We start from the raw sequence: 16036 nt of genomic DNA, 5'->3' as shown, positions 1-16036 counted from the left end.
CAAAGCTCCGATGGAGCGCAAGAGAATTTTGCGCCGCTGGAACGGAAATTTTATCTCGCCTCCATCGCCTTGAAAATCAGGCCCGCAGCGGCATCGGGCGTTCGCTCTGCGGTGTCGATCTGCAGCTCGGCGGCGCGCCAAGGGTGATAGTCACGCGCCAGAACGGCCTGCCAGTCTGGCAGCGCGTGGCCGGGCAGGTCAGCACGACGAGATTCGATGCGCGCGCGATGTTCGGACAGGTCCGAGCAAATGATTTCGCAGGTAACACAGCGCGCTGTGCCGGCCACCTCGACAAACCAATCGCGGGTCATCTGCCATTGGTTCACGCAGTCGATGATCACCGAATGCCCCGCTGCCAGTAGCTCCGCCGCCTGCGCCCGCGCCACGAGGTAGCCCGCGTCGGCGGCGTTCGCGGGGGCGAGCGTTGAGGCGCAGATCGCGGTTTCGATGGTGTCGATCCTCAAGTGAATCGCACCCGACTGCGCGGCGAGCGCACGGGAGATTGTTGTTTTTCCTGTGCCCGGCAGCCCGGCGAGGACCACCAGCGTGCTCATGCCGGGGCCGCGTCCTCGAGCCGCAACTGGGGGCGTGAGCGGCCCTGCCAGTGGTTTACCTCGAGTCGCCCGGCGAGGTGCCATGCCCCGCCACGGGATTCCAGCATGGCCTTGCCGAGGGGCGTATCGGCGAGGCGAAAGCCGATGGCATCAAGCCGCTGCCCGGTGGCGGTGCGCACGGAAATTTTCAGGTGGTTCTCGCCCACAACGCGGGCATCGGCCAGCGCGGTCTCGGGCAGGGCAAAGCGCGGGGCCGGAGCGGCGGCGCCAAAGGGGCCTGCCTGCTCGAGCGCTTCGATCAACTCGACCGTGGCAGCCGTTGGCAGGATCAAACCGTCGAGGCGCAAATCGCGCGGGCCGCTTGAACCGGCGCCCTGCCGCTCCAGCAGCTCGGAGAGGCGGGCCATTGCCGGTTCAAGCTGATCTGCGGTGAGAGAGAGACCCGCTGCCATCTTGTGGCCGCCGCCCTGAAGGATGAGGCCTTCGTCCTCCAGTCGGTGCACGCATCCGCCGAGGTCCACGCCCGTGATCGAGCGGCCAGAACCCTTGCCCTCGCCACCTTCCAACCCGATGACCACCGCTGGCCGCCCGGTGGCCTCCTTCAGGCGGGACGCGACGATGCCGACAACGCCGGGGTGCCAGCCATCGCCCGCCGCCCAAACGAGGGGGGCTTCAAGGCCACGCGCTTCAGCCTGCTCCAATGCGGCCTCCTGCACGGCAGATTCGATTTCGCGCCGCTCCTTGTTCAGCCCGTCCAGCTTTTCGGCGAGGGCGATGGCTTCTGCCGCGTCGTCGGTGGCCAGCAGTCGCGCACCAAGGTCGGCACGGCCAACACGGCCTCCGGCGTTGATGCGGGGGCCGAGCAGATAGCCAAGGTGATAGGGGGTTGGCGCGCGGTCCACCCCGGCCACATCGGAGAGGGCGGCGAGGCCGGGATTGGCGCGTTTGGCCATGATCTTGAGGCCCTGTCGCACCAGCGCCCGATTGACGCCGGTGAGTGGGGCCACATCGGCAACGGTCGCAAGCGCCACCAAATCGAGCAGGCCCATGAGGTCGGGCAGGGGGCTTGCGCCAGCCTCCCGGCGCTGGCGATTGGCTTCGACGAGGCAGAGGAACACGACAGCGGCGGCGCAGAGGTGCCCCAGTTCACCGCTTTCGTCCTGCCGGTTGGGGTTGACCACAGCGAGCGCGGGCGGAAGCGTTTCACCGCCAAGGTGGTGGTCGAGCACCAGCACCTCGGTGCTGCCCGCAGCCGCAAGCGCCTCATGCGAGAGAGTGCCGCAATCAACGCAGATGATCAGGCTATGGCTTTGGGACAGTTCGGAAATTGCCGGAGCATTCGGCCCGTAGCCCTCCCCGATCCGGTCGGGAACATAGAGGGTGGCCTCGCGACCGAGCGCGCGCAGCCAGCGGATCAGCAAAGCGGCTGAGGCACCACCGTCGACATCGTAGTCAGCGAAGATGGCCAGTTTCTCGGCCCGTTCCACCGCGCTGTTGATCCGCGCGGCGGCCACCTCGATATCGCGCAATTTGCGCGGGTCGGGGAGCATGTCGCGCAGGGACGGGCTGAGAAACAGCGCTGCCTCCTCAGGCGGCACACCGCGCTGCACAAGCAACCGGGCCAGCGGGCCGGGCAGGCCTGTGCTTTGGGCCATGGCCTCTGCCAGCCGGTCTTCTTCCGGGGCTGGCCCCACCCAGCGCCGCCCCGTGAGGGACTCTTCGACGCCGAGGAAGGCTGCCATCACATTGCGGAGGTCGGGTTGCGGTATTGCATCCGGCGGACCGAGCCGGTTTTGGAGCGCATCAGCAGTGTCTCGGCGGTCAGGTAGCCGACTTCGCGCTTGATGCCGGGCACGAGAGAGCCATCGGTCACGCCAGTGGCGGCAAAGATCACATCGTGCTGCACCATCTCGTCGCGCGAATAGATCCGGTCGAGATCTTCGATACCGGCCTTCTGAGCGCGGCCCTTCTCATCATCGTTGCGGAAGGTCAGGCGCCCCCACATCTGCCCGCCCATGCACTTGAGTGCTGCCGCCGCGAGCACGCCTTCGGGAGCGCCGCCAAGGCCCATATACATGTCGATCCCGGTTTTCTCGGGCTCGGCACAATGCATCACGCCGGCCACGTCACCATCGGTGATCAGCCGGATTGCGGCGCCGGTGGAGCGGACCTCTGCAATCAGATCCTCATGGCGAGGACGTTCTAAAATGCAGACGGTGATATCGGCGGTGGTTGCCTGTTTGGCGGCGGCCAGAAGGCGGACCCGCTCGGCGGGGGATTGATCGAGGCTGACGATATCGGTTGGATAGCCGGGGCCGACGGCGAGCTTTTCCATATAGACATCAGGGGCATGGAGCATCGAGCCGCGCGGGGCCATGGCGATGACGGTGAGCGCGTTGGGCATGTCCTTGGCGGTGAGGGTGGTGCCTTCCAGCGGGTCGAGGGCGATGTCCACTTCCGGCCCTGTGCCGGTGCCAACCTCTTCGCCAATGTAGAGCATCGGGGCCTCGTCGCGCTCACCTTCACCGATGACAACGGTGCCGCGAATGTCCAAGGCGTTCAACTGGTCGCGCATGGCGTTCACGGCGGCCTGGTCAGCGGCTTTCTCGTCACCCCGCCCGATCAGACGGGCCGAAGCCAGCGCGGCGGCCTCCGAAACGCGGGCAAGGCCCAGCGAAAGCAACCGGTCGTGGAATTCTGGCTTCTTGGTCATCGGATGCCCCTCATGGCTTTTCGCGGTTGTAGATTGGGTAGCCTTCCCCCCCGAAGGGCGCAACCCTCTGGCGGGGTGTTAGCGCAAGCGGTGGGCGGCTCAGACCTGCTCGATCCGCAGCGCAACAGGATCGCCCAGAACCACACCTGTCTTGGTGATGGCATGAAGGGCTTCGGTGAGCGAGCCATGGCTGGTTTTATGGGTGACGAAAAGCACCGGGGCGGCCTCGGCGTCATGCCCATACTGGCGCATCCGGTCGATCGAAACGCCTGCCTCGCCAAGCGCGGCGGCAACCTTGGCCATAGCGCCGGGTTTGTCTCGCAGGTCCATCCGCAGGTAGTAGGGCGCGGCGGAGGCCGAGCGGGCGGAGGGGGATTTTTGCAGCGTTTTCGCCGGTTTGCCGAATACGGGAAGGCGGGTGCCACGGGCGATATCGCAGATGTCGGCCATGACGGCAGAGGCGGTGGGCCCCTCACCGGCGCCGGGACCGCGCAGCACGATTTGCTCGACGGCGTCGCCTTCGATCACCACCATGTTGGTGCCGCCTTCAAGCTGGCCGAGGGGCGAGTCGTAGGGCACGAGGCAGGGCGACATGCGCTGCTCAAGGCCGCGGCCCGTCATCTGGGCGACGCCGAGCAGCTTGATCCGAAAGCCCATATCGGCGGCATGGCGGATATCGGAAAGGGTGATCCGCTGGATGCCCTCGATCTCGATGCCATCGAAATTTACCTGCGTTCCGAAGGAGATAGAGCTGAGGATCGCGAGCTTGTGGGCCGCGTCGATGCCGCCGACATCGAGGTTGGGATCGGCCTCTAGGTAGCCGAGTTTTGCGGCTTCATCGAAGAGCGCTTCATAGCCCTGCCCAGTGGCCTCCATCCGGGTGAGGATGTAGTTGCAGGTGCCGTTCATTACGCCCATGACGCGGGTGATCTCATTTGCGGCCAGCCCCTCGGTGAGTGATTTGATCACCGGGATGCCGCCTGCCACGGCGGCTTCGTAACGGATCTGGCAACCCTTGGCCTCGGCTGTCTCGGCAAGAGCCTGCCCGTGGACGGCGAGCATGGCCTTGTTGGCGGTGACAACCTCCTTGCCAGCGGCGATGGCGGCCTCGGTGGCGGCCTTGGCTGGGCCGTCTTCGCCCCCCATCAGCTCTACGAACACATCCACATCATCGCGGGCGGCGAGCTCTACCGCGTTGTCTTCCCAAGCATAATCCTTCAGCGGCACACCGCGATCCTTGTCTCGGGTGCGAGCGGAGACGGCGGAGATGGTGATGGGGCGCCCTGTGCGGGCCTCAAGCAGGGCGGCGTGGCGGCGGACGATCTTGACGACTCCGGCGCCGACGGTGCCGAGCCCGGCGATACCAAGGCGAAGCGGGTCAGACATGTCGGGCCTCCATCTGGCAAAAATCTTGCGCGGGCATACCCGGTTGCGCGGGGAGGCTCAACCTGAATGGCGGCGCAATGCGGCGTTCATCCGGGCGCGGACGGAGGGCTCGACGATGGGGCCGCGCAAACGGGCGGCGCGGGCGCGTAGGGCGGCGACGCGGGCGGCGAGGTTTCCGCGCACGGCGTCGGGGTCGTTGGTGGAGGAATTGGCGCGGGCGAGCACGCTATCCAGCGGTTGCAGCCGGGGGTAGGCGGCGGATTTGGCCGAAGCGCTCACCACCGCATCCAGCTCGGGGAACTGGGTGCAGCCTGCGAGGGCAAGGAAAAGGAGAAGGGCGGCGCGGCTCATGGCGGGCAGAGTATCGGGCGCGGGAAGGGGAGGGAAGCGGGATGTGGGCGCTAACATCCGCGCTTGAATTGAACGGCCGTTCAGGGTTTGCTGGCGGGCATGGCGAGAAAAACGGGTTCACACGCAGAAATCACGGGGCCGAAGGTGCGCGAGGCGGCCCTTCGGCTGTTTGCACAATATGGTTATGCCGCCGTTTCGATGCGCCAGATTGCGCGCGAAGTGGGGGTGCAGGCTGGGGCGCTTTATACCTATACCCCTGATAAGCAAGCGCTTTTGTTTGATCTGATGCGCGATCACATGAACGAGGTTCTCGCCGGGCTAGGCGAAATGCCCGACGGCAGCCCTGGGGAACGGCTGGAATGGATTGTGCGCTTTCACATCGGCTACAACCTCAGCCGCAAGGATGGCGTCTTCATCAATTATATGGAGCTGCGGAACCTTGAGCCTGAGAACCACAAGGCGATTTCCAAGCTGCGCCGACGCTACGAAGACGCGGTGGAGGCCGTTCTGGTCGACGGTCAGGAGAAGGGTGTGTTTCAGATTCCCGACACGCGGCTGGCCTCAATGGCGGTGATCGCCATGCTCAACGGTGTGAACACGTGGTACCGCGAAGGCGGGCGCTTGAGCCAGGACCGCGTAGAGCGGATTTACTGGAACATGGTGCGGCGGGCTGTGAAGGGGGCGTGATCCTTTTGCTAGGTTGCGCCAGTATCCAGCCCGCCGGTTAATTCTGCGTTAAACGGCAGGTAAGGCGGGACATGTCCCGCCTCACGTTAGTGCGCCGGTTTGACGAAAGTGCCATTGCGCAGATCGGCCATCGCCTGCTGCAACTCCTCCGGGCGGTTCATCACGATCGGCCCATGCCAAGCCACCGGCTCCTCGATCGGCGCGCCGGAGATGAGTAGGAAGCGGATGCCATTTTCGCCCGCCTGAACAGTCACTTCGTCGCCCGTGCCGAAACGCACGAGGGTGCGGTCACCCGAAAGATCGCGGATGTTTACTTCCTCGCCCATCACCTCTTTTTCCAGCAACACCCCACCCGGCGCGGAGGCATCGGCAAAGCGGCCATCGCCTTCAAAAACATAGGCGAAGGCGCGGCGATAGGTATCGACCTTGAAAGATTTACGCACCCCGGCGGGCACGGAAATATCGAGATACTGAGGATCGGCGGCGATACCGTCGACGGGGCTCTTGTAGCCACGATAGTCACCGATCACGACCTTGATGCGGGTGCCGTCATCGTCAATGATTTCAGGCAGTTCTGTGCCCTCGATATCCTGATAGCGGGGGGCTGTCATCTTCAGCGAGGCCGGCAGGTTGCCCCAGAGCTGGAAGCCGTGCATCTGGCCTTTGTCGTTTCCGGAGGGCATTTCCTGGTGCATGATCCCCGATCCGGCGGTCATCAGCTGGATCGAGCCCGGGCCGAGAACGCCGCGATTGCCGAGGCTGTCACCATGTTCGACGGTGCCGGCGAGCACGTAGGTGATTGTCTCGATGCCCCGGTGCGGGTGCCAGGGAAAGCCCTTGATGAAGTCTTCAGGCCGCTCGTTGCGGAAGTCGTCGAAGAGCAGAAAAGGGTCTAGTTCCTTGGGGTTATGGAACCCGAAGGCACGGTGCAGCTTGACGCCGGCGCCCTCGAGGGTGGCTTGGGCGGGGCGGAGTTCGGTGACGGGGCGGATGGACATGGGAGTCTCCTTTCCCGGCTAAAGATAGGGCCCGGGGGGCATTGTCGCAATAAGCGCAGATATGCACTTTCGGACTGCAGCGCGTGCATTTGCGCACAGGATTGCGCCGCGCCAAGGGGCTGCTATGAGAGGGCATGACAGAGCAACCAGACTTCCGCATCGGGGCCTCGCTCCTGCGCCGCATCTTTGCCGCAGCCATGTTTGCACTGCTGGCTATCGTCTTGTTCAAAATGGGATTTTCAGGCGAAGGGCCGCTTTGGGGGCGGGGGCTTTTGGTGGTGTTTGGGGGGCTTGTGGTGGCCATGGGCGTGTGGCTGTGGCAGGCGACCGAGGGCGGCTTGGTGCTTCAGGACGGGGTTCTTGCGCTGGAAGACGGGCGCGTGCTGGCGCGGGTAGAAGACATCACCAAGGTTGAACGCGGCGCTTTTGCCTTGAAACCCGCGGGCGGCTTCGTGTTGAAAATGCAGAAAAAACAACCGTTTGGATGGGGGCCGGGCCTGTGGTGGGTGCGCGGGCGCACGGTGGCCATTGGCGGCGTTGTGCACCCTGCGGCGGGCAAGGCGATGGCGCAATTCATCGAGGCCGGGATGGCCGAACGCGCTTTGCAGGAACGCCCGGACGAGGGTGGCGACGAGGGGCGTTAACCCCGGAATTGCATGGGCAACATCCTATGCACAACCTATGCACATTCCATACCTATGCAAAAATGCAAAACGGGCGGGGTTAACCGCCCGTCCGCTTAGCATTTTGCCCGGGATCAGCTACAGGTCTGGTAGCAGAGCTGCGGTGCAAAGCGCGGGCGGGTGATGACAAAGTTTTCGAAACTCGAGGCGGGAATGCCCGCGTTGAACAGCGGTTCGTAGGCCATGAAGGTTTCGAGCAGGATCACCTGATCGCCTTTCGGCATCAGCGGGATATTGTCTTCGTAGTCGGCAAGCGTGGCATTGGTGAGCTTAGAGCGACCGGTGGTGGCATAGGACCAATCGACCTGAAGATTGCGCGACTCGGTCAGGCAATCGTCGATTTCGTCACCGTCGTTGTCGGTGCATTTGACCACGGTCACCCGGATGTAGGTGGGGTGCCGGGTGGTGGTGAGATAGTCGTAAACGGTGTTGAGGCCCTTGAGGTAGGGTTCGGACACCGGATCCGTTTCGCGGCTCAGCATGTCGGCAAGGGTGTAGGTTGCCTTGAGGTTGGAGTTCTGGGTGCGGAAGGCATCGAACCAGACGAAACTGGCCACGTAGAACCAGCAGAGCAGCGGCAGGATCAGCGCGGCCTCGACCGAGAGCGATCCGCGCGCGTCCACGGCGAAGACCGCGAGACGGGCACGGAATGTGCGAAGGGTGGTCAGCATGGCATCAGCCTCCTGCGCCGGGTTCATTAACGAAGGCCGAGGAAGACACGATTGCGTAATTCTCCCCATCGACCAAAGGCAGTTTCAGACCGAGCGCCGTTGCGACGAACCAAGGCTTCGTGACAGCGCAGGCGCGCACGATCATCATTTGGTTTTCATTGCCGCCGTTGAAGGTGGTCACCGGCTGGATCTCGGCAGACTTGTCAACGCAGGTGGCCTGTGGAGGAAGGGGCGTCCAGGTTGTCTTCGACACTGGTTGCAGCTCGATCAGCATTGAGTTCAAGCAATCGGGAATGACGCCCGCGCGGTCGCAGATGGCCTTTTTCAGCTCGTCATGCGTGGGGGGCTTCCAGTGGCCAAGGCGCAAATCGCGAACCGAAAGGTCAAGCGCACGCTCCAGCATCACCTGCCGGGTCATCAGCATGCCCAGTTCGAAACAGGACATGAAAATGATGATGAAGATCGGGAAGAGGATCACGAATTCGATCGTGGTGTTGCCCTCTTCACGGCGACGGAAGCGGAGCAGACGGGCCGCGAGTTTGCTCGCGGGCCCGCCCGGGATGCGGCGAGGTCGCCCCTCCGGCTTGTGCATTTGGTCTGTCGGCATCAGGGCCCCCATCAGTTGAGCAGACGCAGCTGGTTGATCTGCCGTGCAATGGCCGAGAAGGCCTCGGAGATCTCGGTGCCTTCCACCCGGAAGAAGTGGGAGGGCGAGGAGGCGCAGTCTTGCATCACGCCGGCAGAGTGGTTGGTGACTTCAAAGCCGATGGTGAACACGGTGATCCCGGCGCTCTTGGCGGCGGTGCAGATGTTGTCGAGCATCGTGTCAGCCTGGCTGGCCGAGTACTTGCGGTAGTAATACTGCGAGCGGTTGCGCGAGTTCACGTAGCGGTAGAGGTAGTACCACAGCGGATATTTGTCCCAGTGGGCATATTCGGAGTTGGAGTTATAGGCCCAGCTCTGAATCCGGTAGGTATCCACGTTTTCGCCGTCGGTCATCAGCACCACGACCTTGAGGGTCTCGTCGTCGTCGTAGTCGGCGGGACGGTCGATGAAGGCATCATCCACCACGTTGGCGGCGCGCAGGTTGTTCACAATCGTGCGCATCGAAGGGTCAAGCAGGGCGGTGCCCCACTTCATGCCGATGTGGATCGCGGTGTTCGCGCGGGCGCGGTAGTCGTCGATCGTGTCCTTGAGCTCCGAGGTGTTCTTGCTCAGGGCGACGATACGCTCGTAGTCCCGCATCGGGCAGCCGGGGTTGCGGATCGGGCGGTAGTTTTCGCTCGACCACTCGAAGTGCTGCATCTGCTGGTAGTTCTTCGTCATCGAGATCGTCGTGGTGTCGAAGTCCGAGGAATCGAAGTCGATGCAGTGGGAGTAGCTGTGGCGGCCGTTGTTGTTTTTCTGGAGCTGGTTGAAGATGTTGGGGCCAGCGTTGACCTGTGCGGTGTAGGGCACGAGGCTGAGCGAGATCTGGCCGTCAGCGTCATCGACGACGACCGAATCTACAAAGTCCTTGGCGGCGCTGCGCAGGTTGTTGATCTTGTGGTTCGAGCCCATCGAACCCGAGATATCGAGGACGAGGGAGATTTCGACGTTGGACACACGTTCTTCGGCGGTGCCCGAAGCTGGTGCGGTGAATGTCTTGACGCCCACCATGCGCATCAGCAGCGTTTTGATCTCGGCTTCGGTGGTGGCCTGAACGTTGCGGTAGTTCAGACCCTCATCAACGGTGACGTCGATGTTGAAGTCGCCGAGACCGGCGCGGGAGAAGTAATCGGCGACGACTTCCTCGGGGTCCAGCGTCTGGTCCATGTCGGCGGCTGCGAGAACGGCCCTGTCGAGGGTGTTTTGCAGCTTGGTGCGTGTCATCTCGAAGCGCATGACATCAATACCGATTCCGACGGCCATGCACATGCAGACGAGCAGGAAGAGCGCGAAGAGGATGAGGTTGCCCTCGGTCTCCTCGGCAAAGCGTTTGAGGCGGCCGATTGCCCCCTTCTGCGCTTGTTCTTTCTCCGCCCCCGCAGTGATCAGATTTTTCATCTGGGCCATACCGGCTGGTCCTTTGCATTTGCCGCAAGACCTGTGCCGTTCCGGGCAGTGTGCCCTTCATCAAACGCAGGTCGCGCTGGGGCATTTGCCGGTATGAGGGTGTCGAAAATGGGGCGAAACCCCGTCTCAAATCAGGAATTAACCTTTGCAATTGAGGCGCGGCGCGGCGGGCTGGGCGCTGATGGCCGGGGTGCGGGCCCCCCAGCCCGGCTCCCCGGCCACCGCCCCCCCGAGCGACCTGCAGCCCCTGCGCCGAGGCGCTGGCGGGCGTGGCCGAAGCGGGCTTCGGCCGCGGGTGCGGATCTTGCTTCATCATCTTTCGCATCCTCCAGCCCCCGGATTGCGGTTGGGGGCCGTCAGTTGGTGAGACGGAGCGTGCTGATGTTACGTGCGATGGCGGCGAAGGCATCGGAGATTTCGGTGCCGCTCACATCGAAGTAATGGGCCGGAGTGGTGGCGCAGTTGCGCATCACGTTGCCGCTGTGGGTGCTCACCTCGAAGCCGATGGTATAGACAGTGATGCCCTGCGCCTTGGCGGCGTCGCAGATGTTGCCGAGCATGGTATCGGCGGTGGCAGAGGTGTAGCGGGTTTCGACGTAGTCCTGCCAGTTCTGGCCATTGCTGGCCGCGTAGGCCACAACGGAGTGCTGGTACCAGCGCTCGATCTCATCGCCCGAGTCGTAATGCTGGGGCTTGAGGCGCACGGTATTGACGTTTTCGCCATCGGTCATCAGCACGACGATCTTTTGCGTGTTGGCGCGGCTGTAGGAATAGGGCCGGTTGGCAAAGGCGGCATCGGCGTGGCCGGAGGCGGCGAGCGTCTGGATCACCGGCTGCATCGAGGGGTCGAGCAGGGCCACGCCCCACTTCATGCCGAGGTGGATGGCGGTGTTGGCGCGGGCCTGGAACTGGTCGATCTGACCCTTGAGGGCGGCCCGGTTTTGCGAGAAGGGCGTGACCTGCTCGTAGCTTTGCTGGACGCAGCCGGGGTTGTCGATCGGCGTGGAGGCCGAGCTGTAGTATTGGAAGTGCTGCATGTGGTCGTATTGCTTGGTGAGCGATACGCTGGCGCTGGTGAAGTCGGCCGCCTCGAAATCCACGCAGTAGGAATGGGGGTGGGAGAGCGGCACGTTGAGTTCGCCGATCATCTCTGCACCGATGTTCACCTGCGCGGAATAGGGCACAAGGCTGAGCGAGACCGAGCCGGGCTGGTTTGGGTCCAGCACGGTGTCGACAAAGTCCTTGGCGGCAGTCTTGAGGTTGGGCAGCTTGTCGCCGTTGCCCATCGAGCCGGTGACGTCGAGCACGAGGCTGACTTCCACATCGGTGTAGCCTGCGGTGGCGGTGCCGTGCGACTTGGCCTCCATCTTGTCGATACCCACCATGCCGAGGAAGAACATCGGCAGCTTGGTGTTGGTGTTGGCGGAGACGGTCTTGTAGTTGGCACCTTGGGTGACGGTGATGCCTTCGAGGTTATCGGCGAGGCCGGCCTTTTCGAAGTAGTCTTGCACCACGGCGCGGGGATCCATCGACTGTTCCATCGAGGCCGCGGCGAGCACGGCGGAGTCGGCGGTGTTTTGCAGGCGGGTGCGGGCCATCTCGGTGCGCATCACGTCGATGCCGATGCCAACGGCGAGCATCATGCAGACGAAGAGGAAGAGCGAGAAGATGATGAGACCGCCGTCTTCTTCACGCGCGAAGCGATCGAGGCGATCAAAGCGAGATGAATTTTGGATCTTGGTCATGGCATGCACCGCCGGAAACTGGGCCCCCACCCGGTTATTGAGACAATATTGCCCCAATTCGGTCACGTTCCGTTAGGGAAAAAGGCAGAGAGCCCGGAAAATCGCTAAATCGGGACTTAATTGAGGCGAAATGGACATAATTGCCCGTCAATTAGAAACGGGAACGGAAACAGTCTCGGTTCTGCGCGGAATTGTTGAAAATGAATGTGGCAGACGGGGGAGAATCACTGGCCGGAATGTTGGGCGGCAGGGAGCTTCAGGGGAGGTTCGAGAACCGCAGGTGCGCTGCGGCGCCGGTCCATTGGAGTGCGCCACTCACGCAAACGGCCCGCGCGGCCTTGTCGGGCGGCGCGGGCCGTGTGGCGGCTGTGTGCGGCGCGATCAGTTGGTGAGGCGCAGCGAGCTGATGTTGCGGGCGATGGCGGCGAAGGCTTCGGAGATTTCGGTGCCGCTCACATCGAAGTAGTGCGAGGGGGTGGAAGCGCAGTTGCGCATCACGTTGGCGCTGTGAGTACTGACTTCGAAGCCCACGGTGTAGACGATGATGCCCTGGGCCTTGGCGGCACCACAGATGTTGCTGAGCATGCTGTCGGCCTTGGAGGCGGAATACTTCGTTTCGATGTAGGACTGCCAGTTGTGGCCTTTGCTGGTGGCGTAGTCGTAGACCGACTCCGCGTTCCAGCGGTCGATTTCGTTTTGGCTGTTGTAATACTGATCCTTCAGGCGAACGGTATCGACGTTTTCGCCGTCGGTCATCAGCACGACCACCTTGGAGGTGTTCGGACGGCTGTAGCTAAAGGGGCGGTTGGCGAAGGCGGCGTCTGCCTTGCCTTTGGCGGCCATGCTCTGGATCACCGGCTGCATCGAGGGGTCGAGCAGCGCCACGCCCCACTTCATGCCGAGGTGAATGGCGGTGTTGGCGCGGGCCTGAAACTGGTTGATCTGGGCTTTCAGGGCCGCGTTGTTCTGGCTGTGCGGTGTGACTTGCTCATAGCTCTGCTGCACGCAGCCGGGGTTGTCGATCGGCGTGGTTTCCGACCGGTAATACTGGAAGTGCTGCATGTGCTTGTATTGCTGGGTGAGCGACACGCCGGTGCCCGTGAAGTCGGCCTCTTGGAAATCGACGCAATGGGTGAAGCTATGTGCTTGCGGCACGTTCAGCTCGGCCATCATGTCGGCACCGATGTTGACCTGCGCGGAATAGGGCACGAGGCTGAGCGAGACAGAGCCCGGCTGGGACGGGTCGAGCACGGTATCGACAAAATCCTTGGCGGCGCTCTTGAGGTTGGGCAGCTTGTCGCCGTCGCCCATGGAGCCGGTGATATCGAGCACGAGGCTGACTTCGACGTCAGTATAGCCTGCGGTGGCGGTGCCTTCCGACTTGGCTTCCATCTTGTCGATCCCGACCATGCCGAGGAAATACATCGGCAGCTTGGTGTTGGTTTTGGCGGAAACTGTTTTGTAGTTGGCGCCCTGAGACACGGTAACGCCATCGAGGTTGCTGGCGAGGCCGGCCTTTTCGAAATAGTCGTTAACCACGATCTCGGGGGCGATCGTCTGTTCCATGGAGGCCGCGGCGAGCACGGCATTGTCAGCGACGTTTTGCAAGCGGGTGCGGGCCATCTCGGTGCGCATCACGTCAATCGAGAGGCCCACGGCGAGCATCATGCAGACAAAGAGGAACAGCGAGAAGATGATGAGACCGCCGTCTTCGTCACGCGCGAAGGCAGAGAAGCGGCTCTGGCTTTCGGTGGGGGTGGATCTCAGCTCGGTCATGGTCGGGGCACCGGTGTTTTCAGGCCCCCACCTGAGTTGTGAACATATATCTCCACATTCGAGCCTCATTTGAAGAGCGATTTAGGAAATTCCGCCATTTTTGCCGCTCCGGGGCCTTTTTTGGGGGGAATTTGCCGCAAATAGATCGGAATGTGGCATGTAATCGGAAACAGTGGGCGGTGAAGATTTGGGTTTGTTTCTTTTTGCCGTTGCTCCGTGCGGGGAATCACCCAGCGTAAACTTGTCGCTTTGGGCGGGAATTGCCCTGTTTTGGCCCGGGTGGGGCTGGTGAGGGGCGGGGGAATGTGGCGCGGATGTGATGGGGGCGGCGGCCTACATGAAGTTTTCATGTGTCATCGGCTATAGGCCCCGTTAGCATCACCCCGAGTCCGCTCGCAGAATGCGACGGCTCCATCGACAAGGGAGGAGTGCGCCATGGCGCCCAAGAACGAACCCACATTCCGTCAGTCCGTTGACATGATGTTCAACCGCGCGGTCGCGTTGATGGATCTTCCGCCGGGGCTGGAGGAAAAGATCCGGGTCTGCAACGCCACCTATACCGTGCGCTTCGGGGTGCGGTTGCGCGGCAAGATCGAGACCTTCACCGGATACCGGAGTGTGCATTCGGAGCATATGGAGCCGGTGAAAGGGGGCATTCGCTTTGCGCTCAGCGTCAATCAGGATGAGGTGGAGGCGCTTGCGGCGCTGATGACCTATAAATGTGCGCTGGTCGAAGCGCCGTTTGGGGGCTCCAAGGGGGGGCTGTGCATCAACCCGCGCGATTATGACGAGGAAGAGATGGAGCGGATTACCCGCCGCTTTGCCTATGAGCTGATCAAGCGCGACCTGATCAACCCGGCGCAGAACGTGCCCGCGCCCGACATGGGCACCGGGGAGCGCGAGATGGCCTGGATCGCTGACCAATACAAGCGGATGAACACCACCGATATCAACGGCGCGGCCTGCGTGACGGGCAAGCCGATCAACGGTGGCGGTATTCAGGGCCGCACGGAGGCAACCGGGCGGGGCGTGCAATATGCGCTGCGCGAGTTCTTCCGCCACCCGGAGGATGTGAAGGCGGCCAAGCTGGAGGGCAAGCTTGATGGCAAGCGGGTGATCGTGCAGGGCCTCGGCAATGTGGGCTATCACGCTGCGCTGTTCTTGCAGAAGGAGGATGGCTGCAAGATCACCGGGATCATTGAGCATGACGGGGCGCTATTTTCGGAGGCCGGGCTGGATGTGGAAGCGGTGCGGGCGTGGATCATCAAGCATGGCGGGGTCAGCGGCTTTCCGGATGCCAACCACACGGCCGAGGGCTCCAAGGTGCTGGAGGAGGACTGCGATATTCTCATTCCGGCGGCGATGGAGGGAGTTATCAACCTCGAAAACGCGGCGCAGGTGAAGGCGCCGCTGATCATCGAGGCCGCCAATGGCCCGGTGACGGCGGGGGCCGACGAGATCCTGCGCGAGCGGGGCTGCGTGATCATTCCAGACATGTATGCCAACGCGGGCGGTGTGACGGTGTCTTACTTCGAGTGGGTGAAGAACCTCAGCCACATTCGTTTTGGTCGGATGCAGCGGCGCCAGGAGGAGGCGCGCCACCAGCTGATCATCGACGAACTGGAGCGGCTCGACCGGCATCTGGGCGACGCGTGGTCGATGACGCCGACGTTCAAGGAGAAGTACCTGCGCGGTGCCGATGAACTGGAGCTGGTGCGCTCGGGCCTCGATGACACGATGCGGATTGCCTATCAGTCGATCTCAGAGATTTGGCATGAGCGAAAGGGCGTGAACGACCTGCGCACCGCGGCCTACCTTGCCTCGATCGCCAAGGTGGCGGCGAGCTACCGGGCCAAGGGGCTGTAGGACGGACCGGGCGGGAGGGCAAAGCGCGCTCCCGCCCGCCCACCCCGCGCGCTTTGCCCTCCCTTTGCCGGCTCAGGCGCGGGTGATCAGGCCCGAGTAGCAGCCGCGTGCTGCGTTATGGGCGTGAATTTCGGTAATTGCCGGGTTGGAGAAGAGGCGCTGGATGGCCTCGGCGATGGCGTCGCCCTCTGCCAGATCGGCCTCGAGCATCATGCCCATATGGTCGAAGCCCCGCAGCGAGAGCATTCGGCGGTGCATGACTTGGGGCACTTCGCCCACCGCGTCATAGGCCTCGCGCGCGCCCTCGCGCACGAAGATGGCGTGGCTGGTGCGGTAGGGCGAGGGTTTGGGCATGCAGGTGTGATTGAGCAGGAGCACGGTTTCGCCCTTGGGGACGTCTTCCATCGTGATGCGGTCGGGGAAGCCGGGCTGGGCGTTGACCGTCATCCGGAGGGCACCGCGCTGGGCGAGCTGGGCGTCGGACAGGCCGTAGAGGGGGCGGAAGGCGGCGGGATCGAGGCCGGTGATGCGAAAACTCATGGGCTGGCTCC

At 63.0% G+C, this 16036-nt stretch carries 15 protein-coding genes; 3 read left to right on the top strand and 12 right to left on the bottom strand.

Features of this window, described 5'->3' with window-relative positions:
* Nucleotides 1-50 precede the first annotated feature (50 nt).
* From ACXAG6_RS15195 to ACXAG6_RS15175, 5 genes are all read right to left on the bottom strand, one after another.
* The gene (locus ACXAG6_RS15195; protein WP_475338609.1) at nt 51-554 is read right to left on the bottom strand and encodes a P-loop nucleotide/nucleoside kinase family protein; all 504 of its coding nucleotides are present in this window, start codon (nt 552-554) and stop codon (nt 51-53) included.
* Entirely contained in the window at nt 551-2296 is a 1746-nt protein-coding gene (recJ, locus tag ACXAG6_RS15190; protein ID WP_475338607.1) for a single-stranded-DNA-specific exonuclease RecJ, read from the bottom strand. Before recJ ends, ACXAG6_RS15195 begins: the two co-directional genes overlap by 4 nt.
* A complete protein-coding gene (gene glpX / locus ACXAG6_RS15185) occupies nt 2296-3267 on the bottom strand; it encodes a class II fructose-bisphosphatase (protein ID WP_140014724.1) in 972 nt (323 codons plus the stop codon). Before glpX ends, recJ begins: the two co-directional genes overlap by 1 nt.
* Before the next feature lie 99 nt (nt 3268-3366).
* On the bottom strand, nt 3367-4653 hold the full coding sequence (locus ACXAG6_RS15180; protein ID WP_475338606.1) for a homoserine dehydrogenase: 1287 nt from the start codon (nt 4651-4653) through the stop codon (nt 3367-3369).
* Nucleotides 4654-4710: 57 nt separating this feature from the next.
* Complete coding sequence (locus ACXAG6_RS15175) at nt 4711-5004, bottom strand: hypothetical protein (protein WP_475338605.1); 294 nt, start codon at nt 5002-5004, stop codon at nt 4711-4713.
* Nucleotides 5005-5103: 99 nt separating this feature from the next.
* On the opposite strand from ACXAG6_RS15175, the gene ACXAG6_RS15170 reads away from it, so the two are divergent.
* The gene (locus ACXAG6_RS15170; RefSeq protein WP_140014721.1) at nt 5104-5691 is read left to right on the top strand and encodes a TetR/AcrR family transcriptional regulator; all 588 of its coding nucleotides are present in this window, start codon (nt 5104-5106) and stop codon (nt 5689-5691) included.
* An 86-nt stretch (nt 5692-5777) separates the two neighbouring features.
* On the opposite strand, the gene ACXAG6_RS15165 is transcribed toward ACXAG6_RS15170, so the two are convergent.
* Complete coding sequence (locus ACXAG6_RS15165; protein WP_475338603.1) at nt 5778-6689, bottom strand: pirin family protein; 912 nt, start codon at nt 6687-6689, stop codon at nt 5778-5780.
* A 134-nt stretch (nt 6690-6823) separates the two neighbouring features.
* On the opposite strand from ACXAG6_RS15165, the gene ACXAG6_RS15160 reads away from it, so the two are divergent.
* Nucleotides 6824-7333 carry a hypothetical protein gene (locus tag ACXAG6_RS15160; protein WP_475338602.1) on the top strand — a complete coding sequence of 170 codons (510 nt, stop codon included), beginning with the start codon at nt 6824-6826 and terminating at the stop codon, nt 7331-7333.
* Nucleotides 7334-7446: 113 nt separating this feature from the next.
* On the opposite strand, the gene ACXAG6_RS15155 is transcribed toward ACXAG6_RS15160, so the two are convergent.
* The 5 genes from ACXAG6_RS15155 to ACXAG6_RS15135 form a co-directional block, all read right to left on the bottom strand.
* Nucleotides 7447-8043, bottom strand: coding sequence for a TadE/TadG family type IV pilus assembly protein (locus ACXAG6_RS15155; protein WP_475338601.1), 597 nt, complete (start codon nt 8041-8043; stop codon nt 7447-7449).
* 4 nt (nt 8044-8047) lie between these two features.
* Nucleotides 8048-8650, bottom strand: a complete 603-nt coding sequence (locus tag ACXAG6_RS15150) for a TadE/TadG family type IV pilus assembly protein (protein WP_475338599.1) — start codon at nt 8648-8650, stop codon at nt 8048-8050.
* Between the two features lie 11 nt (nt 8651-8661).
* Nucleotides 8662-10089 (bottom strand): Tad domain-containing protein, encoded by a 1428-nt coding sequence (locus tag ACXAG6_RS15145; RefSeq protein ID WP_475338598.1) that lies wholly within the window; start codon nt 10087-10089, stop codon nt 8662-8664.
* Nucleotides 10090-10454: 365 nt separating this feature from the next.
* Nucleotides 10455-11843 (bottom strand): pilus assembly protein TadG-related protein, encoded by a 1389-nt coding sequence (locus tag ACXAG6_RS15140; RefSeq protein WP_475338597.1) that lies wholly within the window; start codon nt 11841-11843, stop codon nt 10455-10457.
* Nucleotides 11844-12224: 381 nt separating this feature from the next.
* Nucleotides 12225-13619 (bottom strand): pilus assembly protein TadG-related protein, encoded by a 1395-nt coding sequence (locus ACXAG6_RS15135; protein ID WP_475338595.1) that lies wholly within the window; start codon nt 13617-13619, stop codon nt 12225-12227.
* Nucleotides 13620-14054: 435 nt separating this feature from the next.
* On the opposite strand from ACXAG6_RS15135, the gene ACXAG6_RS15130 reads away from it, so the two are divergent.
* Nucleotides 14055-15485 (top strand): Glu/Leu/Phe/Val family dehydrogenase, encoded by a 1431-nt coding sequence (locus ACXAG6_RS15130; RefSeq protein ID WP_475338594.1) that lies wholly within the window; start codon nt 14055-14057, stop codon nt 15483-15485.
* Between the two features lie 72 nt (nt 15486-15557).
* On the opposite strand, the gene ACXAG6_RS15125 is transcribed toward ACXAG6_RS15130, so the two are convergent.
* Nucleotides 15558-16025, bottom strand: coding sequence for a DUF1203 domain-containing protein (locus ACXAG6_RS15125; protein ID WP_475338593.1), 468 nt, complete (start codon nt 16023-16025; stop codon nt 15558-15560).
* Nucleotides 16026-16036 lie beyond the last annotated feature (11 nt).

The sequence above is a fragment of the Vannielia sp. ABF1_015 genome, assembly GCF_056160745.1.
The sequence above is the reverse complement of the archived record's forward strand: the minus strand, read 5'-3'. Positions and strand labels throughout refer to the sequence as shown.

Bases quoted from the DNA above. Each gene is read 5' to 3' on its own strand.
- ACXAG6_RS15195 (WP_475338609.1), bottom strand. From the start codon at position 554: ATGAGCACGCTGGTGGTCCTCGCCGGGCTGCCGGGCACAGGAAAAACA.
- recJ (WP_475338607.1), bottom strand. From the start codon at position 2,296: ATGGCAGCCTTCCTCGGCGTCGAAGAGTCCCTCACGGGGCGGCGCTGG.
- glpX (WP_140014724.1), bottom strand. From the start codon at position 3,267: ATGACCAAGAAGCCAGAATTCCACGACCGGTTGCTTTCGCTGGGCCTT.
- ACXAG6_RS15180 (WP_475338606.1), bottom strand. From the start codon at position 4,653: ATGTCTGACCCGCTTCGCCTTGGTATCGCCGGGCTCGGCACCGTCGGC.
- ACXAG6_RS15175 (WP_475338605.1), bottom strand. From the start codon at position 5,004: ATGAGCCGCGCCGCCCTTCTCCTTTTCCTTGCCCTCGCAGGCTGCACC.
- ACXAG6_RS15170 (WP_140014721.1), top strand. From the start codon at position 5,104: ATGGCGAGAAAAACGGGTTCACACGCAGAAATCACGGGGCCGAAGGTG.
- ACXAG6_RS15165 (WP_475338603.1), bottom strand. From the start codon at position 6,689: ATGTCCATCCGCCCCGTCACCGAACTCCGCCCCGCCCAAGCCACCCTC.
- ACXAG6_RS15160 (WP_475338602.1), top strand. From the start codon at position 6,824: ATGACAGAGCAACCAGACTTCCGCATCGGGGCCTCGCTCCTGCGCCGC.
- ACXAG6_RS15155 (WP_475338601.1), bottom strand. From the start codon at position 8,043: ATGCTGACCACCCTTCGCACATTCCGTGCCCGTCTCGCGGTCTTCGCC.
- ACXAG6_RS15150 (WP_475338599.1), bottom strand. From the start codon at position 8,650: ATGCCGACAGACCAAATGCACAAGCCGGAGGGGCGACCTCGCCGCATC.
- ACXAG6_RS15145 (WP_475338598.1), bottom strand. From the start codon at position 10,089: ATGAAAAATCTGATCACTGCGGGGGCGGAGAAAGAACAAGCGCAGAAG.
- ACXAG6_RS15140 (WP_475338597.1), bottom strand. From the start codon at position 11,843: ATGACCAAGATCCAAAATTCATCTCGCTTTGATCGCCTCGATCGCTTC.
- ACXAG6_RS15135 (WP_475338595.1), bottom strand. From the start codon at position 13,619: ATGACCGAGCTGAGATCCACCCCCACCGAAAGCCAGAGCCGCTTCTCT.
- ACXAG6_RS15130 (WP_475338594.1), top strand. From the start codon at position 14,055: ATGGCGCCCAAGAACGAACCCACATTCCGTCAGTCCGTTGACATGATG.
- ACXAG6_RS15125 (WP_475338593.1), bottom strand. From the start codon at position 16,025: ATGAGTTTTCGCATCACCGGCCTCGATCCCGCCGCCTTCCGCCCCCTC.